The following is a 19,239-nucleotide window of genomic DNA, read 5'->3' as shown; positions in this document are numbered from 1 at the left end:
CGATTAGTCCGCCGTGTTCGCTCGGGCTTCGGCGTGTCTTGCACGCGGCCGTCGCACTGTTACGCTATCGTCATCGCGTAGTTCAGGAAATTCCCACATGATCCGCATCACCGGCGCGCTCGCCGCGCTGCTTTTCACCACGTCCATTTCCGCCCAGACAACCCCTGCCCGGACGCCTCCGACCCGGACAATTCCAGCCCGGATTGTCCCTGCCGCTCCGACCCCGCAGGACCCCGCCGCGGCGAACGCCCTGCTCAACAAGGCGCTGCCTGCCGATCAGGCGGCGATGAAGGCACATGTCATGTTTCTGGCGTCGGACGCGATGAAGGGGCGTGAGGCCGGCAGTCCCGAATTCGATATCGCCGCGCAATATGTCGCTGCGCAATTCTACGCCGCCGGTCTGAGACCGGTGGGCGATGCGGGCGGTTATCTGCAACAGGTGCCGCTCGTCCTGTACAAGGCGGCGGACAAGGGCGAAATGCGCTGGACCGCGCCGGGGATTGCGGCGCAGGCACTGGTGTTCGGAGAAGATTTCGTTCCCTCCGCGAACCCGGCCAAGGCGGAAACCAGCGTCGCGGCACCGGTCGTCTTTGCCGGTCGCGGCGTCGTCGCGCCGCAATATGGCATCGACGATTACGCCGGTGTCGATGTACGAGGCAAGATCGTCGCGATCTTCTCAGGATCACCGACCAGCTTCGCGGGCGAGGAGCGCTCCTATTTCGGATCGGCGGCGACGAAGGCGCAACTGGCCGCCGCGCGCGGCGCGGTCGGTATCGTCATGCTCGACGCGCCACGCGCGAGGCCACGCCAGCGGCCGTTCTCCGCGCTCGCAGCCGGGTATGCCAGTCCACGCATGACATGGGCGACGCCTGCGGGGGTCGGTACCAGCCCGGCACCTTCGACCCCGGTGCTCGGAACGCTGAGTCAGGCAGGTGCGACCAAATTGTTCGCCGGCAGCAAGACGCCATGGGCGGCGATCGTCGAACAGTCGAAGGTCGACAACGCGCGGTATACCGCGATGCCGTTGACCGGGACTCTGGCGGTGACGACCCGTACCGGCTTCACGCCGGCGGCGAGCAGCAACGTGGTCGGTATCGTTCCGGGCAGCGATCCCAAGGTCGGCAAGGAAGTGGTGATCCTGTCGGCGCATCTGGATCACATCGGGGTCAATGCGAGGGGCGAGGGTGACCGGATCAACAATGGTGCACTCGACAATGCGATCGGCATCGCCAGCCTGATCGAGGAGGCGAAGCGCTTCACCGGTAGCGGCAAGCCGCCAAAGCGGACGGTGATGTTCCTGGCTGTGACCGGGGAGGAGAAGGGGCTGGTCGGCTCCGACTATTTCGTCAATCATCCGACCGTGCCGATCGAGACGATCGTCGCTGACGTCAACCTCGATATGCCGGTGCTGCTCTACACGTTCGAAGACATGATCGCATTCGGCGCGGATCGTTCGACGCTGGGGCCGATCGTGGCAAGGGCGGTGAACGGGGTGGGTGTCGGCCTGTCGCCCGATCCGATGCCCGAACAGGGCTTCTTTGTCCGGTCCGACCACTTCAACTTCGTTCGCAAGGGGATTCCGTCGGTGTTCCTGTGGCCCGGTATCAAGGGTGCGGGCCGGGCGCCGTTCGAGGAGTTCCTGGCCAAGCGTTACCACCGGCCGGGCGACGATCTGACCCAGCCGATCCTGTGGGATCAGGGCGTGCGCTTCGTCGCGACCAATTACGCGATTGCGCGCGGCATTGCCGACGGCGCGGAACGGCCGTTGTGGAATAAGGGCGACTATTTCGGCACAACGTACAAGGGTGCGATGGCGAAGTAGAAATGCGCGGTTCTGTCAGCACGTCTGCAAGGATGCACGCACAGGATGGCGATGCGGCGGCGTCCGTGACCCTGTGTCCCTGCGTGCGCAGGAACCCGGGCGAGGCAATGCCATGCTGCTGATCTTCGGGCTCGGCTACACGGCCATCCGGGTCGCCGCTGCATGGCCCGCGCCCGTCGTCGGCACCACGCGCGACGGGCGGGAGGGGAGCCTGCGCTTCGACGATGCGTCGTCAGTATTGCCGGCGATCGCGGCGGCAACGCATATCCTGTCGTCCGTTCCGCCGGCGGACGATATCGACCCGGTCCTCGCCCTTTATGGCGAGGCGCTGGGTGGCAAGTGGCTCGGTTATCTGTCGTCGACCGGCGTCTATGGCGATGCGGGCGGCGCTTGGGTGGATGAGGGCGCGCCGACCGGTGGCGGACGTCGGTCTGCGCGTGCGGCGGCGGATGCGGCATGGCTGGAACGTGGCGCGCGCGTGTTCCGGTTGCCCGGAATCTATGGGCCCGGCCGTTCGCCGATCGACCGGGTGCGGCATGGCAAGGCGCATCGCGTCGGCGTATTAGAACAGGTGTTCAGCCGCGTCCATGTCGACGACATCGTCGCCGGGGTACTCTCTGCGACGACCGCGCCGGCAGGCGCGTACAATCTGGCCGACGACCGGCCCTGCTCGCAGGACGATGTCGTCGTCTTCGCCGCCGGGCTGATCGGCCTGCCGCCACCGCCGCTGGTCACGCTGGACACGCTGTCGCCGATGGCACGCGGTTTCTACGCGGAGAACAGGCGCGTCGCGAACGGCAAGGCGAAGCGGGTGCTCGGCTGGCGCCCGGCCTATCCCGATTACCGGTTGGGCCTGCGCGCCCTCAATGCGATGACCAGTCCGACACCGGCCAGCGCCGCGCCCGCACCAGCGAGCGGCGACCAGCGATAGCCCTCGAACAGCGTCGACAGCAGCATCGCGATTACCGGCACGATCACGCTGGAATAGGCCGCCTTCGCCGGCCCGATCTCGCGCAGCACCCTGTAATAGAGCGGGAAGGCGAAGGCCGACCCCGCAAGGCCCAGGTACAGGATGCCGGCCCAATACGCCGCACGCATCTCGACCACCGGCGGGCCGGTGAGCCACCATGCCGTCGCGCCGTCCAGCGCCGCACCCAGCAGCATCGCCACCGCCAGCGTCGCCATCATCGGATAGCGTCTCGCGGTCGGCGTCGCCTGCAGGACATTCGCCATCGAGGCGGCGAGAATGGCACAGCCGGTGAAGCCGATCCCCGCCAGCGTTGCCGCCGATCCCGCCGGCCCGGTGCGGGCTTCATGCACGAACAGCAAGGCAATGCCTGCCATCGCCACCGCCGATCCGGCGATCAGCTGCCTGCCCATCCGCTGGCCGAGCAATATGCGCGCAAACAGCGCGTTCGGGACGAGCAGGATCGCGAACACCACTGCAACGAGCCCGGACGTGATGTAATGTTCGGCGCGGTAGACGAAGTTGAAGTTCAGGCAGAATTGCAGCAGGCCGATCGCCGCCGCAAACGCCCAGCCGCGCGCATTCAGTGTGAACCGTTCGCCCTTCATCGTCGCGACGATCGCCATCGCGACGCCCGCGACGATGAAGCGATAGGTGACCGACCAGCTGGGCGGCACGACGCCCAGCTGATCGCGGATCACCAGCCACGTCGATCCCCAGATCAGCGTGACCAGAGCGAAGGGAACGAGGATCGCCGCGCGCGTCGATCGTGGCGGCGGAGCGTTGGTCACAATCGCGCGATCGCGGCTGCCAGCAACGCGACATGCTCCGCCGGGCTGTCCCACGCGGTCACCAGCCGGATCTCGCCCGCCGCCCAGTCATAGAAGTCGAACCCCTGCGCCCGCAGCGTTGCCGCTTCAGCGGGGGTGGCGCGCAGAAACACTTCGTTCGCCTCGACCGGATGGACCAGCCGTGGGCCGGCCGCCGTCGCCAGTTCGGCCGCGCGTGCGTTGGCGGCGCGGGCATTGGCGAGCCACAGGTCGTCCTCCAGCATCGCCAGCACCTGCGCCGCGAGATACCGGCCCTTGGAGAACAGCAGCCCCGCCCGCTTGCGCCGGTACAGCGTCGCGCCGGCAAGTTCGGGCTTGAAGAACACCAGCAGTTCGGCGCTCATCGCGCCGTTCTTGACGAAGCCGAAGCTGAGTGCGTCGACGCCCGCCTGCCACGTCACCTCGGCTGGCGCGCAGCCCAGCGTCGCCATCGCATTGGCGAAACGGGCGCCATCCATGTGCAGACCCAGCCCGCGTTCGCGCGCCAGGTCGCCGATCGCCGCGACCTCGTCCGGAGTGTAGACGCGGCCATATTCGGTCGCATTGGTGATAGATATGGCGTGGGGCTGGACGCGGTGGACGTCGTTGGCGATCGCGTCGATCACCGCACGGATCGTGTCGGGCGTCAGCTTCGCACCCTCGCCATCCGCCAGATACAGCTTGGCGCCATGGGTGTAGAATTCGGGCGCACCGCCCTCGTCGTTCTGGATATGGGCGTCGCGATGGCAGACGATGCCGCCGTGCGGGGGGCACAGCGCCGCCAGCGCAAGGCAGTTTGCGGCGGTTCCAGTTGCGACCCACAGGGCGGCAACATCCGTCCCGAACAGGTCGGACAGGCGCGCATCGAGCGCCTTCGACCGCGCGTCGCCATCATAGGCGGTATCGAGCGTATTGGCCTCGGCCAGCGCGGCCATGACCCTGGGATGCACCGGTGCGGCATTGTCGGAGAAGAAACGCATCGGTCCGCATTGCTGCGCCGCATGAACAGCGTCAACGGTGCAGGTGCGGCTCATCGTCGACCTGGGGCACGCCATGTCGATAAAACATAATGATCTCAATCAGTCATGAGGCACGAAGTGGTGCCGTCGACGTTCACGCATCGCCACTGTCCCAGCATCGGATGCGAGATGACGCAGCTTGCCGACGTTCTGAAAGCCATTGGGCCAAATGCCTCGATCGTGTTCGCTGCGTGGATTTTCATGGGGTTCCTGCAGCAGCGCTACGACAGCGCGATCGATCGCTATCGCGGTGCGGTCGGCGATTACCGGTCCGGCGATCATGATGCGGCGCGTACCGACAACCTGCGCGATCAGGTCGTCGCCTATCGCCGCCGCTGCCGGCTGATGGGGTTGGCGCTGCTGACCGGATTGTTCGCGGCGATTCTGCTGATCGCCTCATTGATGTTCGGGGCGCTCGATGTCATCGTTCCGCGGGTGTCCGCGATCGCCTGGGCGGGTACCGCAGCCGCGCTGGTCGGGTTCGGCCTGGTCATCGCAGCGGCACTGATCGTGGTGCGCGAATCCCGCCTCGTCACCCGAGAACTGGACAACGAACTGCGCGACATCCCCGATCTTGCCGAGGGGACCGGTCATCGGGCCGGCGGCGCGCCGCGTTGAGTTTTTGCACAATCCCCGCGGCTTGCTAAGCAGACCGCAAAGGGGATCGTTCATGCGTCATCTGTTCGCGGGCCTGCTGCTCGCCACCACCGGTATCACGGGCATCGTCACGCCCGCATCAGGGCAGGCGCTGCCGCCGCCGGTCGCAATGCCCGGAGAGGGGCCGGAAGATGCCCGCCTCAAGCGCTTGTTCTACGACAGCGACGAGCGTGACCTCGCGCTCGACCCCATCAGCGCGATCCTGCGTGGCGACATGCGTTACGCGGATCGCTTCGGCGATTACCTGACGGACGTTGCGACAGCGCGCGAGAAGCGCAACCTCGAAGCCGATCTCGCCGCGCTGAAGGCTATCGACCGGGCAAAGCTGACCCGCGTCGACCAGCTCGCCTATGACGTTTTTCATAACACGCTGACGATCAATCTGCGTGGTTACGATCCGTCGATCCAGTCGGTCACGCGGTTGTTGCCGATCAACCATTTCGGTGGCTTCCAGACCTTCTACCCCGATTTCGCCAGCGGCAAGGGCGGCGCGCCGTTCAAGACGATCGCCGATTACGACAACAACCTGAAGCGCAACGCCGGCTATGCCGCGCTGTACGATCGGATCATCGCCCGCTTCCGTGAAGGCATGGCGAAGGGCGTCGTCCACCCGCGCCTCGTCGTCGAGAACATGATCGCGCAGTTCGACAATCTGATCGCGCAGGGGGTCGAGGGATCGGTCTTCTATGCGCCGGTTACGATGTTCCCCGCCGACATCTCGGCCGCCGATCGCCAGCGCCTGACCGCGGCCTACGCGGCACAGATTCGCGACGTGATCACGCCTGCACACCGCAAGATGCGCGATTTCCTCAAGACCGACTATCTGCCGAAGGCGCGCGCCACCGTCGGCCTGTCGGCGATGCCGGGCGGTGCGGCGCTATACGACTATCGGATCGAGAACAGCACGACGCTGCCGCTGAAGGGGGAGGCTGTCCACCAACTCGGCTTGTCCGAAGTCGCACGGATCACGCGCGAAATGGAGGCGCAAAAAACCGCCGCCGGCTTCAAGGGAACGCTGCCCGCCTTCTTCGACTATTTGCGCACCGAAAAGCGCTTCCAGCCAAGCAGCGCCGAAGAAGTCCGCCGTGATTACGAGGCGATCGGCAAGCGCGTCGATGCGCGCGTCCGCGAACAATTCGCGCTGATCCCGAAAACTCCGCTCGAAATCCGTCCGGTCCCCGATTACCGCGCCAAGAGCGATGCGGCCGGCAGCTATCAGGACGGCACACCCGACGGGAAGCGGCCGGGCATCTTCTACTACAACACCTACGACCTGCCGAGTCGCTACACCTGGGGCATGGAGACGCTGTACCTGCACGAGGCAGTGCCGGGACATCATTTCCAGATCGCGCTGGCGCAGGAGAACACCGCGCTCCCGGCCTTCATGCGCTTCGGCGGCAACACCGCCTATGTCGAGGGGTGGGCGCTGTATGCCGAGACACTGTGGAAGCCGCTGGGCATGGAAACCGACCCCTATCAGCGGATGGGTGGCCTCAATGACGAGATGCTGCGCGCCATGCGGCTTGTCGTTGATACCGGTATCCATGCCAAGGGCTGGAGCCGGGATCAGGCGATCGCATACATGCTGGCGAATTCGCCGATGCCGAAGACCGACGCCACTGCCGAGGTGGAGCGCTATATCGCAATTCCCGGGCAGGCGCTGGCGTACAAGATCGGCCAGTTGACCATCCTGCGCCTGAAATCCGAAGCGCAGGCGAAGCGGGGGGCGGCATTCGATCCGCGCGCCTTCCATGCCGCCGTGCTCGATAGCGGCTCGCTGCCGATGCCGGTGCTGGAAGCCAAAGTGCGTAGCTGGATCGCCGGGACGAAGTGAGACGTGCGAGGGGGGCGAGCGGCGTTCGCCTCCCCGTTCAGTCGTCGATCCGCATCAGTGCATGCGTTCGGTTAGCACGATCTCGCCCTCGACCTCGATATCTTCGTCGCCGATCGCATTGTCGTCGGGCATGTCGAATTCGGCGCTCCAATCGTAGACCTTCTCCTGCCCGCCGCCCTCGACCCAGACGCGCACCGCACCTTCGGTGATCTCTCCGCCCATCGCACCGACGAAATCGGTGACCAGCGCATCGGCGGCGCTTTCATGATCGGTGACGCCGGGAATGCTTGCTGCCTCGATCTCCTCATCCATCTCGATGATCTGCGCCCAGAAACGTTTTGCCATCGTCCGTGTCCTTTCAGGTCCTGACGTAGAACAGGTGGGATCGCACCCGCGCCACCTTCGTCAGCGAATCGCGCCAGTACGGCACCATCCAGTCCGTGTGATAATGCGTCGCCCGGCCGACATCGGCAAACACATAGCCCGACAGCGCCCGGCGCGCGGCGCGGCGGGCGGCGGTCCAGCCGGTGTAGATCGTGCGGCGGCGGATCGATCCATCGCAGGTGAACGAGAACTGGCAGCCCGTGCTGCGGCTCGACCCCTGATAGACCACGCCGCAGATCGTCTTGGGGAAGCCGGGTGCGCGAACCCGATTAAGCACGACCTGCATCACCGCACGCTGGCCGCGGCTGTCATCGCCCGCCTCGTACAGTGCCGCGGTGGCAAGGCAGTCGGCCGCCTGTTCGCGCGCTGCCGGACCACCGCGGAAGCGGTAGCGCGTGGCCGGCCGCCGCCGGTCGTCGTCAATCGGCACCGCCGCGTTGGAGGCGCGCGCCTCCGCCATGGTCAGCGGTTTGGCGACGTTTGGCGGGGGCGGGGTGAATGGCCACGGATAGATTGCGCCGGCGGCGACGGTGACGACCGCGACCACGCCGAGCAGCAGCAGCCAGCGTTCCGACGACAGATCGCCGGCCGTGCGGCGGCGCGCCGTAGGTCTGCGGGGAGGAGGGCGTCGTTGCGCCATTGCGATGCCGTTCGAGCGCTTGCCGCTAGAACCCGCCGCCCTCGTCGCCCTCATCCTCCGCGCTGCGCCGGTCGCGCGGCGTGGGTGGCGGCGGCGGTCCACGGTCGCGACCGCCACCCGGCGTGATGCTGATGCTCCCGTCGCGGCCCATTTTCATCTGGAGCCCGAAACCGTCCAGCGCCCCTTCGACCTGCGGGATCGCCTCGCCGACCGGATCCTCGACCATGTCGCCATTGTCCATCGCATCGGGGGCGGCAGCCTCCTCCTCTACCAACACGGGTGCCGCGACAGGCGCGATATTGAGCGCGGAGACCATGAACTGGCGCCACATCTGCGCCGGGATGCCGCCGCCGTGCAGGCCGGGATTGGGCGTGCTGTCGTCGTTGCCGACCCAGACGCCGACGACCAGATCGCCTGCGAAACCGATGAACCAGGCGTCGCGATTCTGTTGCGACGTACCCGTTTTGCCATAGGCGTCCATCGTCAGCACCGCCTCTCGCCCCGTCCCGCGGATCGATGACGACAACAGATCCAGCATATTGTTACGAATGTCGTCGGGCATCTTGCGACTGCCGCCGGTCAGCGACTGATACCAGCTCTTGTTGCCGCCCTTGTCCTCCAGTCCGCGTGTCGAGACCGGGTAACTGCCGTTGGCGATCGCCGCATAGGCGGCGGTGAGTTCCAGCAGCGACACTTCCGCTGTGCCGAGGCCGATGGTTGCCTCGTTCGGTATGGGCGTCGAAATGCCCAGATCCCGCGCGGCCTTGATGACGTTACGGACGCCGACTTCCTGGGTCAGCCGCGCGGCGACGACGTTGGACGAACGGGCAAAGGCTCGGCGCAATGGAATCTGGCCGAGATAGCGACCGTCGTCGTTCTTGGGCTTCCACCCGGCGATCTCGACCGGATTGTCGTCGGCCATCGTATCGGGCGTCATCCCGGCGCGCATCGCGGCGAGATAGACGAACAGCTTGAAGGTCGATCCGGGCTGACGACGCGCCTGCGTCGCGCGATTGAACGGGCTCTTGCCGTAATCCTTGCCGCCGACCATCGCGACGACGCGGCCATCGCGACGCATCGCAACGATCGCCGTCTGTGCCTGCCGCAACCCCGCCTGCCGGACGACGCGTTCGGCGGCGCGTTGCAGGCGACGGTCGAGCGTGGTCTTCACCGTCGCCTCGGTCTTGATCTCGCCTGCCTGATCGCGCGCGTCGGGCAAAACCCAATCGGCGAAATAGGTGCCGCTGGGCAATGTCGTCGGTCGATTGGCGAGCACGCGCTGCGGCTGAACCGCCACGCCCTCGGCTTTGGTCAGGAACCCGGCTTCCACCATCGCGCGGACGACGAGCATCTCGCGCTTTCGCGCCCCTTCGAGGTTGCTGGTCGGTGCAAGGCGCGACGGTGCCTTGACGAGGCCCGCCAACATCGCTGCCTGACCGATGTTCATCTTCTCCGGCTCGCGACCGAAATAATGTTTCGAGGCGGCCCGAAGGCCATAGACGTTGTCGCCGAAATAGACGTTCGACAGGTAGCGCGAGAGGATTTCGTCTTTCGACAGCCATGCCTCGAGCCAGAAGGCGATCATGACTTCGCGGATCTTGCGCGCGGCGGTGCGGTCCGAATCGAGGAAGGCGTTCTTCGCGAGCTGCTGCGTGATCGTGCTGCCGCCCTCGCGCACGCCGCCCGAGCCGACGTTGTGGACGAACGCACGCAGGATGCCGCGCGGGTCGATGCCCCAATGCGACTGGAAGCGGCGATCCTCGATCGCCATGAACGCCTCCGGCACATGCGCCGGCAGTTTTGCGGCATCGACCGGGGTATCGATGATCGCGCCGCGGCGGGCGATCGGTGTGCCGTCGTCGGCGGTCAGCGTTATCGACGGCGGGGTAGGGGGCTGGAGCGACTTGCTGAGCGGCGCGGTAACCGCCAGCCAGCCGATCGCCAGCACCAGCAGGACGATGCCCGCGGCGAACCCGCGCAGCACCCAACGGCCGATGTTACGTGGCCGGCGTGGCGGCGTGCCATCGTCGCCGCCTGCAACGTCATCGACGAATCCATCGAAGCGCCCCGCCAGTCGATCGTCGCGCAATCGATCGTCATGGGGGCGTTCCCATGCGGAAGCAGGTTCGTCGTCCAGCTGGTAGCGCTGGCCGATCGGTGTGCGGCGTGTGGTATCGACGGGTTCATGACGCATCGGCTCGTCCCAGCGGTCAGCCATGAGGTGTATTATAATCCTAAAACAGCTGACGCAAGAGCGAGTGTGTGCGTGATTTCGGCCGTTTTATCGTGCCCGGCGGCCGAACGCCAGCGACTGGCGTGGCCGGATACTTGACGCTATCGCCGGTGTATGGCCGCTGAACCCACTCTCGCTCCGCTCGTCGTCGGTATCGGCGGCACAATCGGAGGCGTCTCCTCGACCGAGCGAGCACTACGCATCGCACTGGAAGCCGCGGAGCGTGAAGGCTTTCGCACCCGGATGTTCGGCGGGGCCGATATGGCGCGGCTGCCGCTGTACGATCCGCGCGCGACCAGCCGGACTGCGGACGAACAGGCGTTCGTCGACGCGGTGCGGCAAGCCTCGGCAGTTATCATCGCCAGCCCCGGCTATCACGGCAGCATATCGGGAGTGGTGAAAAACGCACTCGACCTGCTGGAGGAGACCGCGAAGGATGCACGTCCCTATCTCGCGGACATGCCGGTCGGGCTGATCGCGACCGCTTATGGCTGGCAGGCGACGGGATCGACGATCGCGGCGCTGCGGTCTATCGTCCATGCCCTGCGAGGCTGGCCGACGCCGTTCGCCGCGGCGATCAATACGCAAGTAACGAAGTTCGACGACGAGGGCGGGGCGAGCGATCCCGCCGTGATCGAGCAGCTGGGGCTGATCGGGCGCCAGGTCGCGCGCTTCGCGCCGCTCGCTGCGGCATAGCTCACGTTCCGGCGAGCGCCGCCTCCGCATCCGACACGGCCGGTTCGCTCGTCAGTCCCTGCCGCTTCGCAACTATCGCTGGCACCAGCGCCTGCCCGGCGACGTTGACCGCGGTGCGGCCCATGTCGAGGATCGGGTCGATCGCCAGCAGCAGCCCCGCGCCCTCCAGCGGCAGGCCCAGCGTAGACAGCGTCAGCGTCAGCATTACGAGCGCGCCGGTCAGGCCGGCGGTCGCGGCCGAGCCGAGCACCGACACCAGCACGATCAGCACGTAATCGGTGCCGTGCAGCGGGATGTTGTAATATTGCGCGACGAACAGCGCGGCGATGGCGGGATAAATGGCAGCGCACCCATCCATCTTGGTCGTCGCGGCGAATGGCACTGCGAAGGCGGCGTAACTCCTCGGCACGCCCAGCCCCTTTTCGACCACCTGTTCGGTGACCGGCAGCGTCGCGATCGACGAACGCGACACGAAGCCCAGCTGGATCGCTGGCCACGCGGCGGCGAAGAAGCGCTTCGGGCTCATGCCGTTCGCCAGCAGCAGCAGCGGATAGACGACGAACAGCACCAGCGCCAAACCGATGTAGATGGCTACGGCGAAGGTGCCGAGCGCCGATAGCGACTGCCAGCCGTAACGGACGACCGCGCTGCCGAGCAGCGCGCCGGTGCCGATCGGGGTCAGGCGTACGACCCAGCGCAGGATACGGCGGAAGATCGCCAGTGCCGATGCATTGAAGGCGAGGAACGGCGCGCCTGCGTCCCCGGTGCGGACCGCGGCGACGCCGATCGCGACGGCGGCGACGATCAACTGGAGGACGTTGAACGACAGGCTGGTCTTCGCCGCGCCGTCGGCAAGCTTCGTCGACGCTTCCAGGCCGAGGATGTTGACCGGCACCAGCCCGCGCAGGAAATCGAGCCATGATCCAGCGGTATCGGGGCGGACCGCCGCGGCGGAGCTGACCCCGGCATGCGCGCCGGGTTGCAGGATCGTGCCAAGCGCCAGCCCGATCAATACTGCGATCAGGGCGGTGATGCCGAACCAGATGAACGTGCCGCCGACCAGCCGCGCGGCGTTGTTGAGGTCGCGCAACGCAGCGATCGATGCGACGATCGCGGTGAAGACGAGCGGCACGACCAGCGCCTTCAACAGCTGGACGAAGATGTCGCCGACGATCTTGAGCCCGTCGGCAAGTCCGGTGACGCCGTAACTGCGTGCGACAAAGCCGAGCGCAAGGCCGATGGCCATACCGATGAAAACCTGCACCCCGAACGAAGGGCGGGTCATGGAGTCGCGTCCGTAATCATGGCAGGAATGTAGGCGTCCGGAGTGGGCGCGCGAGTCAAGAAATGGTGAGTGGGGGTAAAGCTCCCGCAAGGGAGAGGACTTTCATAACGAGCCGGGGAATGGCGTGATTGTACGTGTCCGTGTAGGGCGACGCGCATGGGGCATCATTCGGATATCGATCGCACGTGGCTGAGCGAGGCGGTGCGGCGGATCGAGGCGGATTACAATCGTTCGGCGGATACGCATCTGATCCGCGTCGAGTTGCCGCGCTTTCCTGGCATCACCTTGTACCTGAAGGACGAAAGTTCGCATCCGACGGGCAGCCTCAAGCATCGGCTGGCGCGGTCGCTGTTCCTTTATGCGCTGTGCAACACCTGGATCGGCCCGGACACGGTGGTAATCGAATCGTCGTCGGGATCGACCGCGGTCAGCGAAGCGTATTTCGCGCGGATGCTGGGCCTGCGGTTCATCGCGGTGGTGCCGGCGCAGACTGCGGCGCCGAAGCTCGACGCGATCCGCTTCTATGGCGGCGAAATCCATACCGTCGACGATCCGCGAAACGTCTATGCCGCGGCGCATCGGCTCGCGACCGAAACCGGCGGGCATTATATGGACCAGTTCACCTATGCCGAGCGGGCGACGGACTGGCGTGGCAACAACAATATAGCCGAAAGCATATTTGCGCAGATGGCGCATGAGGAGCATCCGGTGCCGAAATGGGTGGTGTGCGGTGCCGGCACCGGCGGCACGTCGGCCACGATCGGTCGCTTCATCCGCTATCAGCGCTACGCCACCCGATTGTGCGTCGCCGATCCGGTACATTCGGTGTTTCACCGTCACTTCGACGATCGTAGCGTCACCGCCCTGCCGCACGGCTGCGCATCGCGTGTCGAGGGAATCGGACGACCGCGTCTGGAGCCGAGCTTCGTACCGTCGGTGATCGACCGGATGATCGCGGTGGAGGATGCCGACAGTCTGGGCGCGATGCGTGCGCTGTCGGAGGTGCTGGGCCGATCCGTCGGCGGATCGACCGGCACCAATCTGGTCGCCTGCGCGACGATCGTCGCCGAGATGGCGGCGGCGGGCGAGCATGGCAGCATCGTCACGCTTTTGTGCGACGGCGGCGATCGCTACGCCTGCACCTATTACGACGACGACTGGTGCGTGCGGCACGGCGTAGCGTGGGACAAGGCGGCGGCGGGCATGCGCGCGTTTCTGGGTTCGCCGGCTTGACCGACACGGCCACCGGCCAGCGCAGCATGGCGTTCGCGATGCTGATCCTGGCGGGTGTCTGCTGGAGCCTCGGCTTCCCGCTCGGCAAGCTGGCGCTGCGCGAGATGACGGCGGCGCATATGGTCCTGCTGCGCTTCGCGGTCGCCGCGGTCGTGGCGTTGCCCTTCGCCATGGCAAGCCGGGAGGCACGGGCGCTGTTCCGGTCGCCATCGGTGCTGATCGCAGGGTTCCTGTACGGGGTCGCGTTTCTGGTGCAGTTCGAAGGGCTGGCGCGGGTCAGCGTGACGCTGGCGGCACTGCTGGTGGGAGCGATGCCGGCGCTGATCGCGGTGTCGGCACGGCTGCTCGGCGAAGCGACGAGCCGGACGACCTGGGCCGGGGTCGCCGCGGCGACGCTCGGCGCCGCCCTGATCGCGGGCGATCCGGCCGACGCGGGATCGCTGGTTGGCGTATTGCTGTCGCTCGCGTCGCTGCTGCTGTTCCTCGGCTGGTTCTACGCACTGAAGGCGGCCCCCGCCGCGCCGCAGCCGATGGCGATGCCGGCAGTGACGGTAGTGGTCGCGGCGGTGACGATCCTGCCGGTGGCGCTGGTCATGCATGGCCTGCCGCCGCTGGCGTTGAGTGGCGGCGCTTGGGCGGGCATCGCCGGACAGGGACTGCTGGCGACCGCATTGGCGACGGCGGCATGGCAATATGGCTCGTCGCGGGTGGGCAGCGCGAGTGCGGGCGTGTTCATCAACATCGAACCGCTGATGGGGGCGATGCTGGGCGTCGCGTTCTTCGGTGACCGGCTGACGATGCTGCTGGCAGCAGGCGGCGTGCTGATCCTGGTTGGCAGCCTGGCGGTGGTGCTGGGCGAGGCGCCGGGCCACGACGCGCCGCCTACGGCCGCCTAGCGACTTCATCCAGATGATTGCCGATGCGGGTGCGGAGGCTTACGACAGGCGAAACAGAGCGCAGGCGTGGTCCGCTCCTGCGCGTGGAGACACACACTGAGCACGCCCCCACCGCCCTTTCCCGTCGTCGGCATCGGCGCGTCGGCCGGTGGCGTCGAGGCGCTTCAGGCCCTGTTCGGAGACATGCCCGTCGATACGGGCGCCGCCTTCGTCGTGGTGACGCACGTCAGTCCAGACCGGATCAGCATGCTGCCCGAGATTCTAGGCCGGTCGACGACGATGCCGGTCGAGGCGGCGGCGGACGGCGTCGCGGTGCAGCCCGACCACGTCTATGTGTTACCGGCGCATGGCGTATTGGGCTTCAGCGACGGCTGCCTGAGGATGGTGCCGCCGCGACCCGGCACCCGCGAACGCAAACCGGTCGATATCTTCCTCAGCGCGCTTGCCCGGGACAAACGTGAATTTTCGGCCGGGATCATCCTGTCCGGCGGCGATTCCGACGGAACGCTGGGGGTAAAGGCGATCAAGGAGCGCGGCGGGCTGACGATGGCGCAGGTCGCCGACGGCAATCCGCCACAGAACCCCGACATGCCGGATTCGGCGATCTCCACGGGCATGATCGATTTCGCCGTGCCGGTGCAGGACATGGGCGCGCGAGTGCAGGAATTCGCGCGCAGCTTTTCGGTGCTCGACGGTCTGACGGTCGCGGCGGCGAACGAGGATCACGATAGCGGCGAAGCGGAATCGCTGAGCGAGATCTATGCCCTGCTGCGCGCGCAGATGGGGCATGATTTCAGCGGCTACAAGACCAAGACCTTCCTGCGCCGCGTCCAGCGGCGGATGCAGGTGACGCGCGCCGAGACGATCGGCCTGTACGTCGAATGCCTGCGCCAGGACCCCAAGGAGGTTTCGGCGCTGTTCCGCGACCTGCTGATCAACGTCACCAATTTCTTTCGCGATGCCGATGCGTTCGAGGCGCTTAAGGCGCAGGTGATCCCCAAGCTGTTCGAGGGGCGGAGCGCCGAGGACACGGTGCGCGTCTGGGTACCGGGCTGCGCGACGGGCGAGGAGGTATTCTCGATCGCGATGCTGATGCGGGAACATATCGATACGCTGCGCAACGTGCCGCGGGTGCAGCTGTTCGCGACGGACATTGACGATCGCGCATTGTCGGTGGCCCGTGCGGCGCGTTACCCGGAGGCGCTGCTCGACAGCGTATCGGCGGACCGGCGAAACCGGTTCTTCGTCGCGGATGGCGGCAGCTATGTCGTGACGAAGGATATCCGCGACATGTGCATATTCTCGCCGCACAGCATTCTGCGCGATCCGCCGTTCAGCCGTATCGACCTCGTCTCGTGCCGCAACCTGCTGATCTATTTCGGCAGCGATGCGCAAAATCAGGTCATTCCGACCTTCCGTTATGCGCTGCGTCCCGGCGGCTATCTGTTTCTGGGGACGTCGGAGGGGATCAGCCAGTTCGACGACCTGTTCGTGCCCCTCGACAAGAAGCACCGGCTGTTTCGCGCGCGCGACGACGGCGGGCCGCCACCGCGGCTGCCGCTGGCGGTGCCGGGGGTCCGCACTGCGCTGTTGCCGCTGTCGGGTATAACGCGGGGCAAGACGCTGCCGCTGGCACCGTTGCGGCAGGCGGTCGAGCTGCATGTCCTCGATCGCCACGCACCGCCGCACGTCGTGGTGACGGGCGAGGGGGACATCGTCTATTATTCTTCGCGGACGGGCAAGTATTTCGAGGCACCGGCGGGCGTCCCGAACCGCCAGCTGCTGGCGATGGCGCGCAAGGGTTTGCGGCTCGACCTGCGCAGCGCGTTTCGCGACGCGATCGAGACCGGGCGATCGGTGGTGTGCGAGGGTGTCGAATTCGAGAACGACGACGGCCGTATCCAGCAATTGTCGCTGGCCGTTGAGCCGCTGACCGGCGCGTCGGACGAGCGGCTCTACCTCATTGTCTTCAAGGATTACGGGCCGACGCTGACCCCCGAACAGGCGCGGCTGCGTCCGCATGGCGACGAGGCGAATTACCAGATCGAGCGCGAGCTGCGCGAGACGCGCGAGCGATTGCAATCGATGATCGAGGAATATGAGACCGCGCTGGAGGAGCTGAAATCCTCCAACGAGGAACTCGTCTCGGTCAACGAGGAATTGCAATCCACCAACGAGGAGATGGAGGCCAGCAAGGAGGAATTGCAGGCGCTGAACGAGGAGCTGAACACGGTCAATTCCGAACTCAGCCACAAGGTCGATGCGCTCGATCACGCCAACGCCGACCTCGAAAACCTGTTCGAGGTGACCGATATCGCGACGATCTTCCTTGACCGGCAGCTGGTGATCCGCATGTTCACGCCGGCCGCGACGCGTATCTTCACGATCCTGCCCGGCGATCGCGGCCGGCCGTTGACCGATCTGTCCACTCGGCTGGAATTCCCCGAGCTGGTGACCGACCTGCAACAGGTGCTGGCCACCGGCCGGCCGGTCGAGCGGCAGGTCGCAGGGGTGGAGCGGACTAGCCATTATCTGGCGCGGATCATGCCGTATCGCGACGGCGACGGCGCGACCACCGGCGTCGCGGTGACGGTGATGGACGTCACCGGCCTGGCGGAGGCGGAGGCGCATCAGCGCGTGCTGATCGCCGAACTGAACCATCGGGTGAAGAACATGCTTGCGGTGGTCGCCGCGATCGCCAGCCGGACGCAGCGGAATGCTCGCGACCTCGACGAATTTTATGGCGCCTTCTCAGGGCGGCTGGGCGCGATGACGCGGGCCTACGAATTGCTGTCGCGCGATGCGTGGCGGACCGTGCAGCTGCGCGATCTGGCGACGCGGGAACTGGAACCGTTCGGGATCGATCGCGTCGCGTTTCTGGGTGAGGACGTGATGCTGGGGCCGCGATCGGCGCTGTCGGTAGCGATGATCCTGCACGAGATGACCACCAACGCCGCCAAATACGGCGCATTGTCGATCGATCAGGGGCGGGTCGAGCTGTTCACCGAACGCGCCAATGCTGGTGATGAACGGGGCGGCGACGCCGTACGCCTCGACTGGCGCGAGCGCGACGGTCCCGAATGCACTGCGCCCGAACGGGAGGGTTTCGGCATGCAGCTGGTCCGTAACGAGGCGAGCTACAATCTGCGCGGCGTAGCGACGGTCGACTTCCGCCCCGAGGGGTTGGCGCTGTCGCTGCGTTTCGATGACAAGGATGGCAATACGGCGTCGCCCCGGCCGACCGGCGGACGCTGAATTTGGCGGACGCGCCAGACGACATGGCTTCGGCCGCCGGGCCGGTGGTGCTGGTGGTCGAGGACGAATGGCTGATCGCCGACATGGTCGCGCAGGCGGTGCGCGATGCGGGCTATCGTGTGCTGGGGCCGGTCGCGAGCGTCGCTCAGGCGCAGGCGCTGCTGGCCAAGTATCGCTGCGACGCGGCGTTGCTCGACCTGAACCTCGCCGGTGACCGGGGCTATGCGCTGATCGACCAGCTGCGCGCCATGCGGGTCCCGTGCCTCCTCGTCACCGGTTACAGCCGCGACGATCTTCCCGAACGGTATCGCGATCACGCGCTGGTCGGCAAACCAGCCGAAAGCGAAACGTTGATCAGCGCGCTGGCAGGGCTGCTGACATGCCGGCGGCTGCGGCATTCGGCGGCATAACGATCAGCCGGTCGCCCAGCCGATCGTAGAACCGGCAGATGTCGATCAACTCGTCCCGGCCCGGCGCGAGCCGCGCGCCGAGGGGATAGCGGCGGAGGTCGACCCCGGTGTTACCCGTCCACCCCGCGGTCATGACGTCGCCCCCGGCGACATCCGGACGGCGCACCCAGCCATCGCAATGGATCAGGCATGCGCTGGACCGGCCGAGCGCGCGCAGGCGCAGCTGATCGTCGCGCTCGGCTAGCGGATGCACGCCGAAATCGCGCAATTTGTTGGCGGTGTTGCGCTGATCCTCACGCACGACATGACCCGCGGACGCGCCGAGTGCATCGAGCAGCCCGTGCAGGAAGCGGTCGAGTTCGCGCAGGCAATTGGCGACGAACCTTGCCCGCACGCGAGCGTCGGGACCTTTCGGCCAGCCATCGGTGATGACCGGGCGATCGGCCAGCGCGGTGAGGAAGGTCGCACCGCGGATCAACGTCTCGTGCGCCGCCGCTGCCCCCCGCAGCGGCGTGACGCGGCTATGGATCACGCCCGGCAGGCAGCCGGGTCGGCGAGCGTATCAACGGCGGGTTCGGCGAGCGCGGATGCGGCCCGGGTGGCTGCGGCGCGCTGGTCGCGCATCGCCTCGGTCCGCTCGGCGCGAGCGGCCATCGCCTCCCACGAACGGGCGGCACGCTCGCACCGGTCGCGCACGTTGTCGAGGCTGGCCTCGGACGCGTTGCTGCGCTCCTGATCGGCCTGCTTGCGGAAGAATGTAGCGTCGCTAGACATCGGGCACCTCGTCAGCGGAAAAGAGAGGCAGGGAAAGGCGGACGGCGCGAGAAACACGCGCCGGGAACCGTCGATATGCGACTGTATGAATATCATAGATGGGCGCTTGCCGCCCGTTACGCAAGCGTCGCGACCGTTGAACCGAATCGGACCTGATCGTGATATAGGCCGCATTATCGGGGAAAGACGAGTCGGACGGCGAATACGCATGTCGCCAAGCAGGGATTTCGAACGGGATCGTCAGTTGTCAATCCGTCCCGGGTTCCAATATCGTACCGGTTCGACAAGATAGACAAAAGTAAATGGCAAAACTTTCTATCTGTAA

General features: G+C 66.3%; 17 protein-coding genes. 9 read left to right on the top strand and 8 right to left on the bottom strand.

Translation table 11 applies throughout. From position 1 onward, the window contains the following. Positions 1 to 97: 97 nt before the first annotated feature. On the top strand, positions 98 to 1,822 hold the full coding sequence (locus tag NF699_11280) for a M28 family metallopeptidase (protein ID USU03659.1): 1,725 nt from the start codon (positions 98 to 100) through the stop codon (positions 1,820 to 1,822). A 112-nt stretch (positions 1,823 to 1,934) separates the two neighbouring features. Continuing rightward, complete coding sequence (locus NF699_11275) at positions 1,935 to 2,753, top strand: NAD(P)-dependent oxidoreductase (GenBank protein ID USU03658.1); 819 nt, start codon at positions 1,935 to 1,937, stop codon at positions 2,751 to 2,753. On the opposite strand, the gene NF699_11270 is transcribed toward NF699_11275, so the two are convergent. Beyond that, positions 2,663 to 3,580, bottom strand: a complete 918-nt coding sequence (locus NF699_11270) for an EamA family transporter (GenBank protein USU03657.1) — start codon at positions 3,578 to 3,580, stop codon at positions 2,663 to 2,665. The two genes, NF699_11275 and NF699_11270, sit on opposite strands and share 91 nt — an antisense overlap. Continuing rightward, positions 3,577 to 4,578, bottom strand: coding sequence for a beta-eliminating lyase-related protein (locus NF699_11265; GenBank protein USU03656.1), 1,002 nt, complete (start codon positions 4,576 to 4,578; stop codon positions 3,577 to 3,579). The genes NF699_11270 and NF699_11265 overlap by 4 nt, the downstream gene beginning before the upstream one ends. Positions 4,579 to 4,683: 105 nt before the next feature. Between NF699_11265 and NF699_11260 the strand changes: the two genes are divergently transcribed. Together NF699_11260 and NF699_11255 are read left to right on the top strand one after the other, a co-directional pair. After that, positions 4,684 to 5,235 (top strand): DUF2721 domain-containing protein, encoded by a 552-nt coding sequence (locus NF699_11260; GenBank protein USU03655.1) that lies wholly within the window; start codon positions 4,684 to 4,686, stop codon positions 5,233 to 5,235. Between the two features lie 52 nt (positions 5,236 to 5,287). Next, positions 5,288 to 7,108 carry a DUF885 domain-containing protein gene (locus tag NF699_11255; GenBank protein USU03654.1) on the top strand — a complete coding sequence of 607 codons (1,821 nt, stop codon included), beginning with the start codon at positions 5,288 to 5,290 and terminating at the stop codon, positions 7,106 to 7,108. A 54-nt stretch (positions 7,109 to 7,162) separates the two neighbouring features. Here the strand turns inward: NF699_11255 and NF699_11250 are convergent, their stop codons facing one another. From NF699_11250 to NF699_11240, 3 genes are read right to left on the bottom strand one after another with little or no spacing between them, the layout of a single operon-like run. Continuing rightward, positions 7,163 to 7,453, bottom strand: coding sequence for a hypothetical protein (locus tag NF699_11250; protein USU03653.1), 291 nt, complete (start codon positions 7,451 to 7,453; stop codon positions 7,163 to 7,165). Positions 7,454 to 7,466: 13 nt separating this feature from the next. Next, a complete protein-coding gene (locus tag NF699_11245) occupies positions 7,467 to 8,132 on the bottom strand; it encodes a cell wall hydrolase (GenBank protein USU03652.1) in 666 nt (221 codons plus the stop codon). Positions 8,133 to 8,157: 25 nt separating this feature from the next. Then, on the bottom strand, positions 8,158 to 10,350 hold the full coding sequence (locus NF699_11240; GenBank protein ID USU03651.1) for a PBP1A family penicillin-binding protein: 2,193 nt from the start codon (positions 10,348 to 10,350) through the stop codon (positions 8,158 to 8,160). A gap of 129 nt (positions 10,351 to 10,479) precedes the next feature. Between NF699_11240 and NF699_11235 the strand changes: the two genes are divergently transcribed. Next, positions 10,480 to 11,061 (top strand): NAD(P)H-dependent oxidoreductase, encoded by a 582-nt coding sequence (locus NF699_11235; GenBank protein ID USU03650.1) that lies wholly within the window; start codon positions 10,480 to 10,482, stop codon positions 11,059 to 11,061. A gap of 1 nt (position 11,062) precedes the next feature. On the opposite strand, the gene NF699_11230 is transcribed toward NF699_11235, so the two are convergent. Next, entirely contained in the window at positions 11,063 to 12,346 is a 1,284-nt protein-coding gene (locus NF699_11230) for a dicarboxylate/amino acid:cation symporter (GenBank protein ID USU03649.1), read from the bottom strand. A gap of 156 nt (positions 12,347 to 12,502) precedes the next feature. Here NF699_11230 and NF699_11225 point away from each other — a divergent pair, with 156 nt between their 5' ends. The 4 genes from NF699_11225 (at position 12,503) to NF699_11210 (ending at position 18,140) form a co-directional block, all read left to right on the top strand. Continuing rightward, complete coding sequence (locus NF699_11225) at positions 12,503 to 13,579, top strand: PLP-dependent cysteine synthase family protein (GenBank protein USU03648.1); 1,077 nt, start codon at positions 12,503 to 12,505, stop codon at positions 13,577 to 13,579. Beyond that, positions 13,576 to 14,475 carry a DMT family transporter gene (locus tag NF699_11220; GenBank protein ID USU03647.1) on the top strand — a complete coding sequence of 300 codons (900 nt, stop codon included), beginning with the start codon at positions 13,576 to 13,578 and terminating at the stop codon, positions 14,473 to 14,475. The genes NF699_11225 and NF699_11220 overlap by 4 nt, the downstream gene beginning before the upstream one ends. A 66-nt stretch (positions 14,476 to 14,541) precedes the next feature. Next, positions 14,542 to 17,730 (top strand): PAS domain-containing protein, encoded by a 3,189-nt coding sequence (locus NF699_11215; GenBank protein ID USU03646.1) that lies wholly within the window; start codon positions 14,542 to 14,544, stop codon positions 17,728 to 17,730. Between the two features lie 2 nt (positions 17,731 to 17,732). After that, positions 17,733 to 18,140 (top strand): response regulator, encoded by a 408-nt coding sequence (locus NF699_11210; protein ID USU03645.1) that lies wholly within the window; start codon positions 17,733 to 17,735, stop codon positions 18,138 to 18,140. Here NF699_11210 and NF699_11205 read toward each other — a convergent pair. Together NF699_11205 and NF699_11200 are read right to left on the bottom strand one after the other, a co-directional pair. Further along, on the bottom strand, positions 18,085 to 18,672 hold the full coding sequence (locus tag NF699_11205; GenBank protein USU03644.1) for a hypothetical protein: 588 nt from the start codon (positions 18,670 to 18,672) through the stop codon (positions 18,085 to 18,087). The two genes, NF699_11210 and NF699_11205, sit on opposite strands and share 56 nt — an antisense overlap. Then, entirely contained in the window at positions 18,669 to 18,914 is a 246-nt protein-coding gene (locus NF699_11200; protein ID USU03643.1) for a hypothetical protein, read from the bottom strand. The genes NF699_11205 and NF699_11200 overlap by 4 nt, the downstream gene beginning before the upstream one ends. Positions 18,915 to 19,239: the final 325 nt, after the last annotated feature.

The sequence above is a fragment of the Sphingomonadaceae bacterium OTU29LAMAA1 genome (genome assembly GCA_024072375.1).
Classification (GTDB): Bacteria; Pseudomonadota; Alphaproteobacteria; order Sphingomonadales; family Sphingomonadaceae; genus Sphingomonas.
The sequence above is the reverse complement of the archived record's forward strand: the minus strand, read 5'-3'. Positions and strand labels throughout refer to the sequence as shown.

Coding starts and splice junctions, on each gene's coding strand:
- NF699_11275 (USU03658.1), top strand. CDS start 1,935: ATGCTGCTGATCTTCGGGCTCGGCTACACGGCCATCCGGGTCGCCGCT.
- NF699_11230 (USU03649.1), bottom strand. CDS start 12,346: ATGACCCGCCCTTCGTTCGGGGTGCAGGTTTTCATCGGTATGGCCATC.
- NF699_11280 (USU03659.1), top strand. CDS start 98: ATGATCCGCATCACCGGCGCGCTCGCCGCGCTGCTTTTCACCACGTCC.
- NF699_11225 (USU03648.1), top strand. CDS start 12,503: ATGGGGCATCATTCGGATATCGATCGCACGTGGCTGAGCGAGGCGGTG.
- NF699_11260 (USU03655.1), top strand. CDS start 4,684: ATGAGGCACGAAGTGGTGCCGTCGACGTTCACGCATCGCCACTGTCCC.
- NF699_11255 (USU03654.1), top strand. CDS start 5,288: ATGCGTCATCTGTTCGCGGGCCTGCTGCTCGCCACCACCGGTATCACG.
- NF699_11240 (USU03651.1), bottom strand. CDS start 10,350: ATGGCTGACCGCTGGGACGAGCCGATGCGTCATGAACCCGTCGATACC.
- NF699_11250 (USU03653.1), bottom strand. CDS start 7,453: ATGGCAAAACGTTTCTGGGCGCAGATCATCGAGATGGATGAGGAGATC.
- NF699_11245 (USU03652.1), bottom strand. CDS start 8,132: ATGGCGCAACGACGCCCTCCTCCCCGCAGACCTACGGCGCGCCGCCGC.
- NF699_11200 (USU03643.1), bottom strand. CDS start 18,914: ATGTCTAGCGACGCTACATTCTTCCGCAAGCAGGCCGATCAGGAGCGC.
- NF699_11265 (USU03656.1), bottom strand. CDS start 4,578: ATGCGTTTCTTCTCCGACAATGCCGCACCGGTGCATCCCAGGGTCATG.
- NF699_11235 (USU03650.1), top strand. CDS start 10,480: ATGGCCGCTGAACCCACTCTCGCTCCGCTCGTCGTCGGTATCGGCGGC.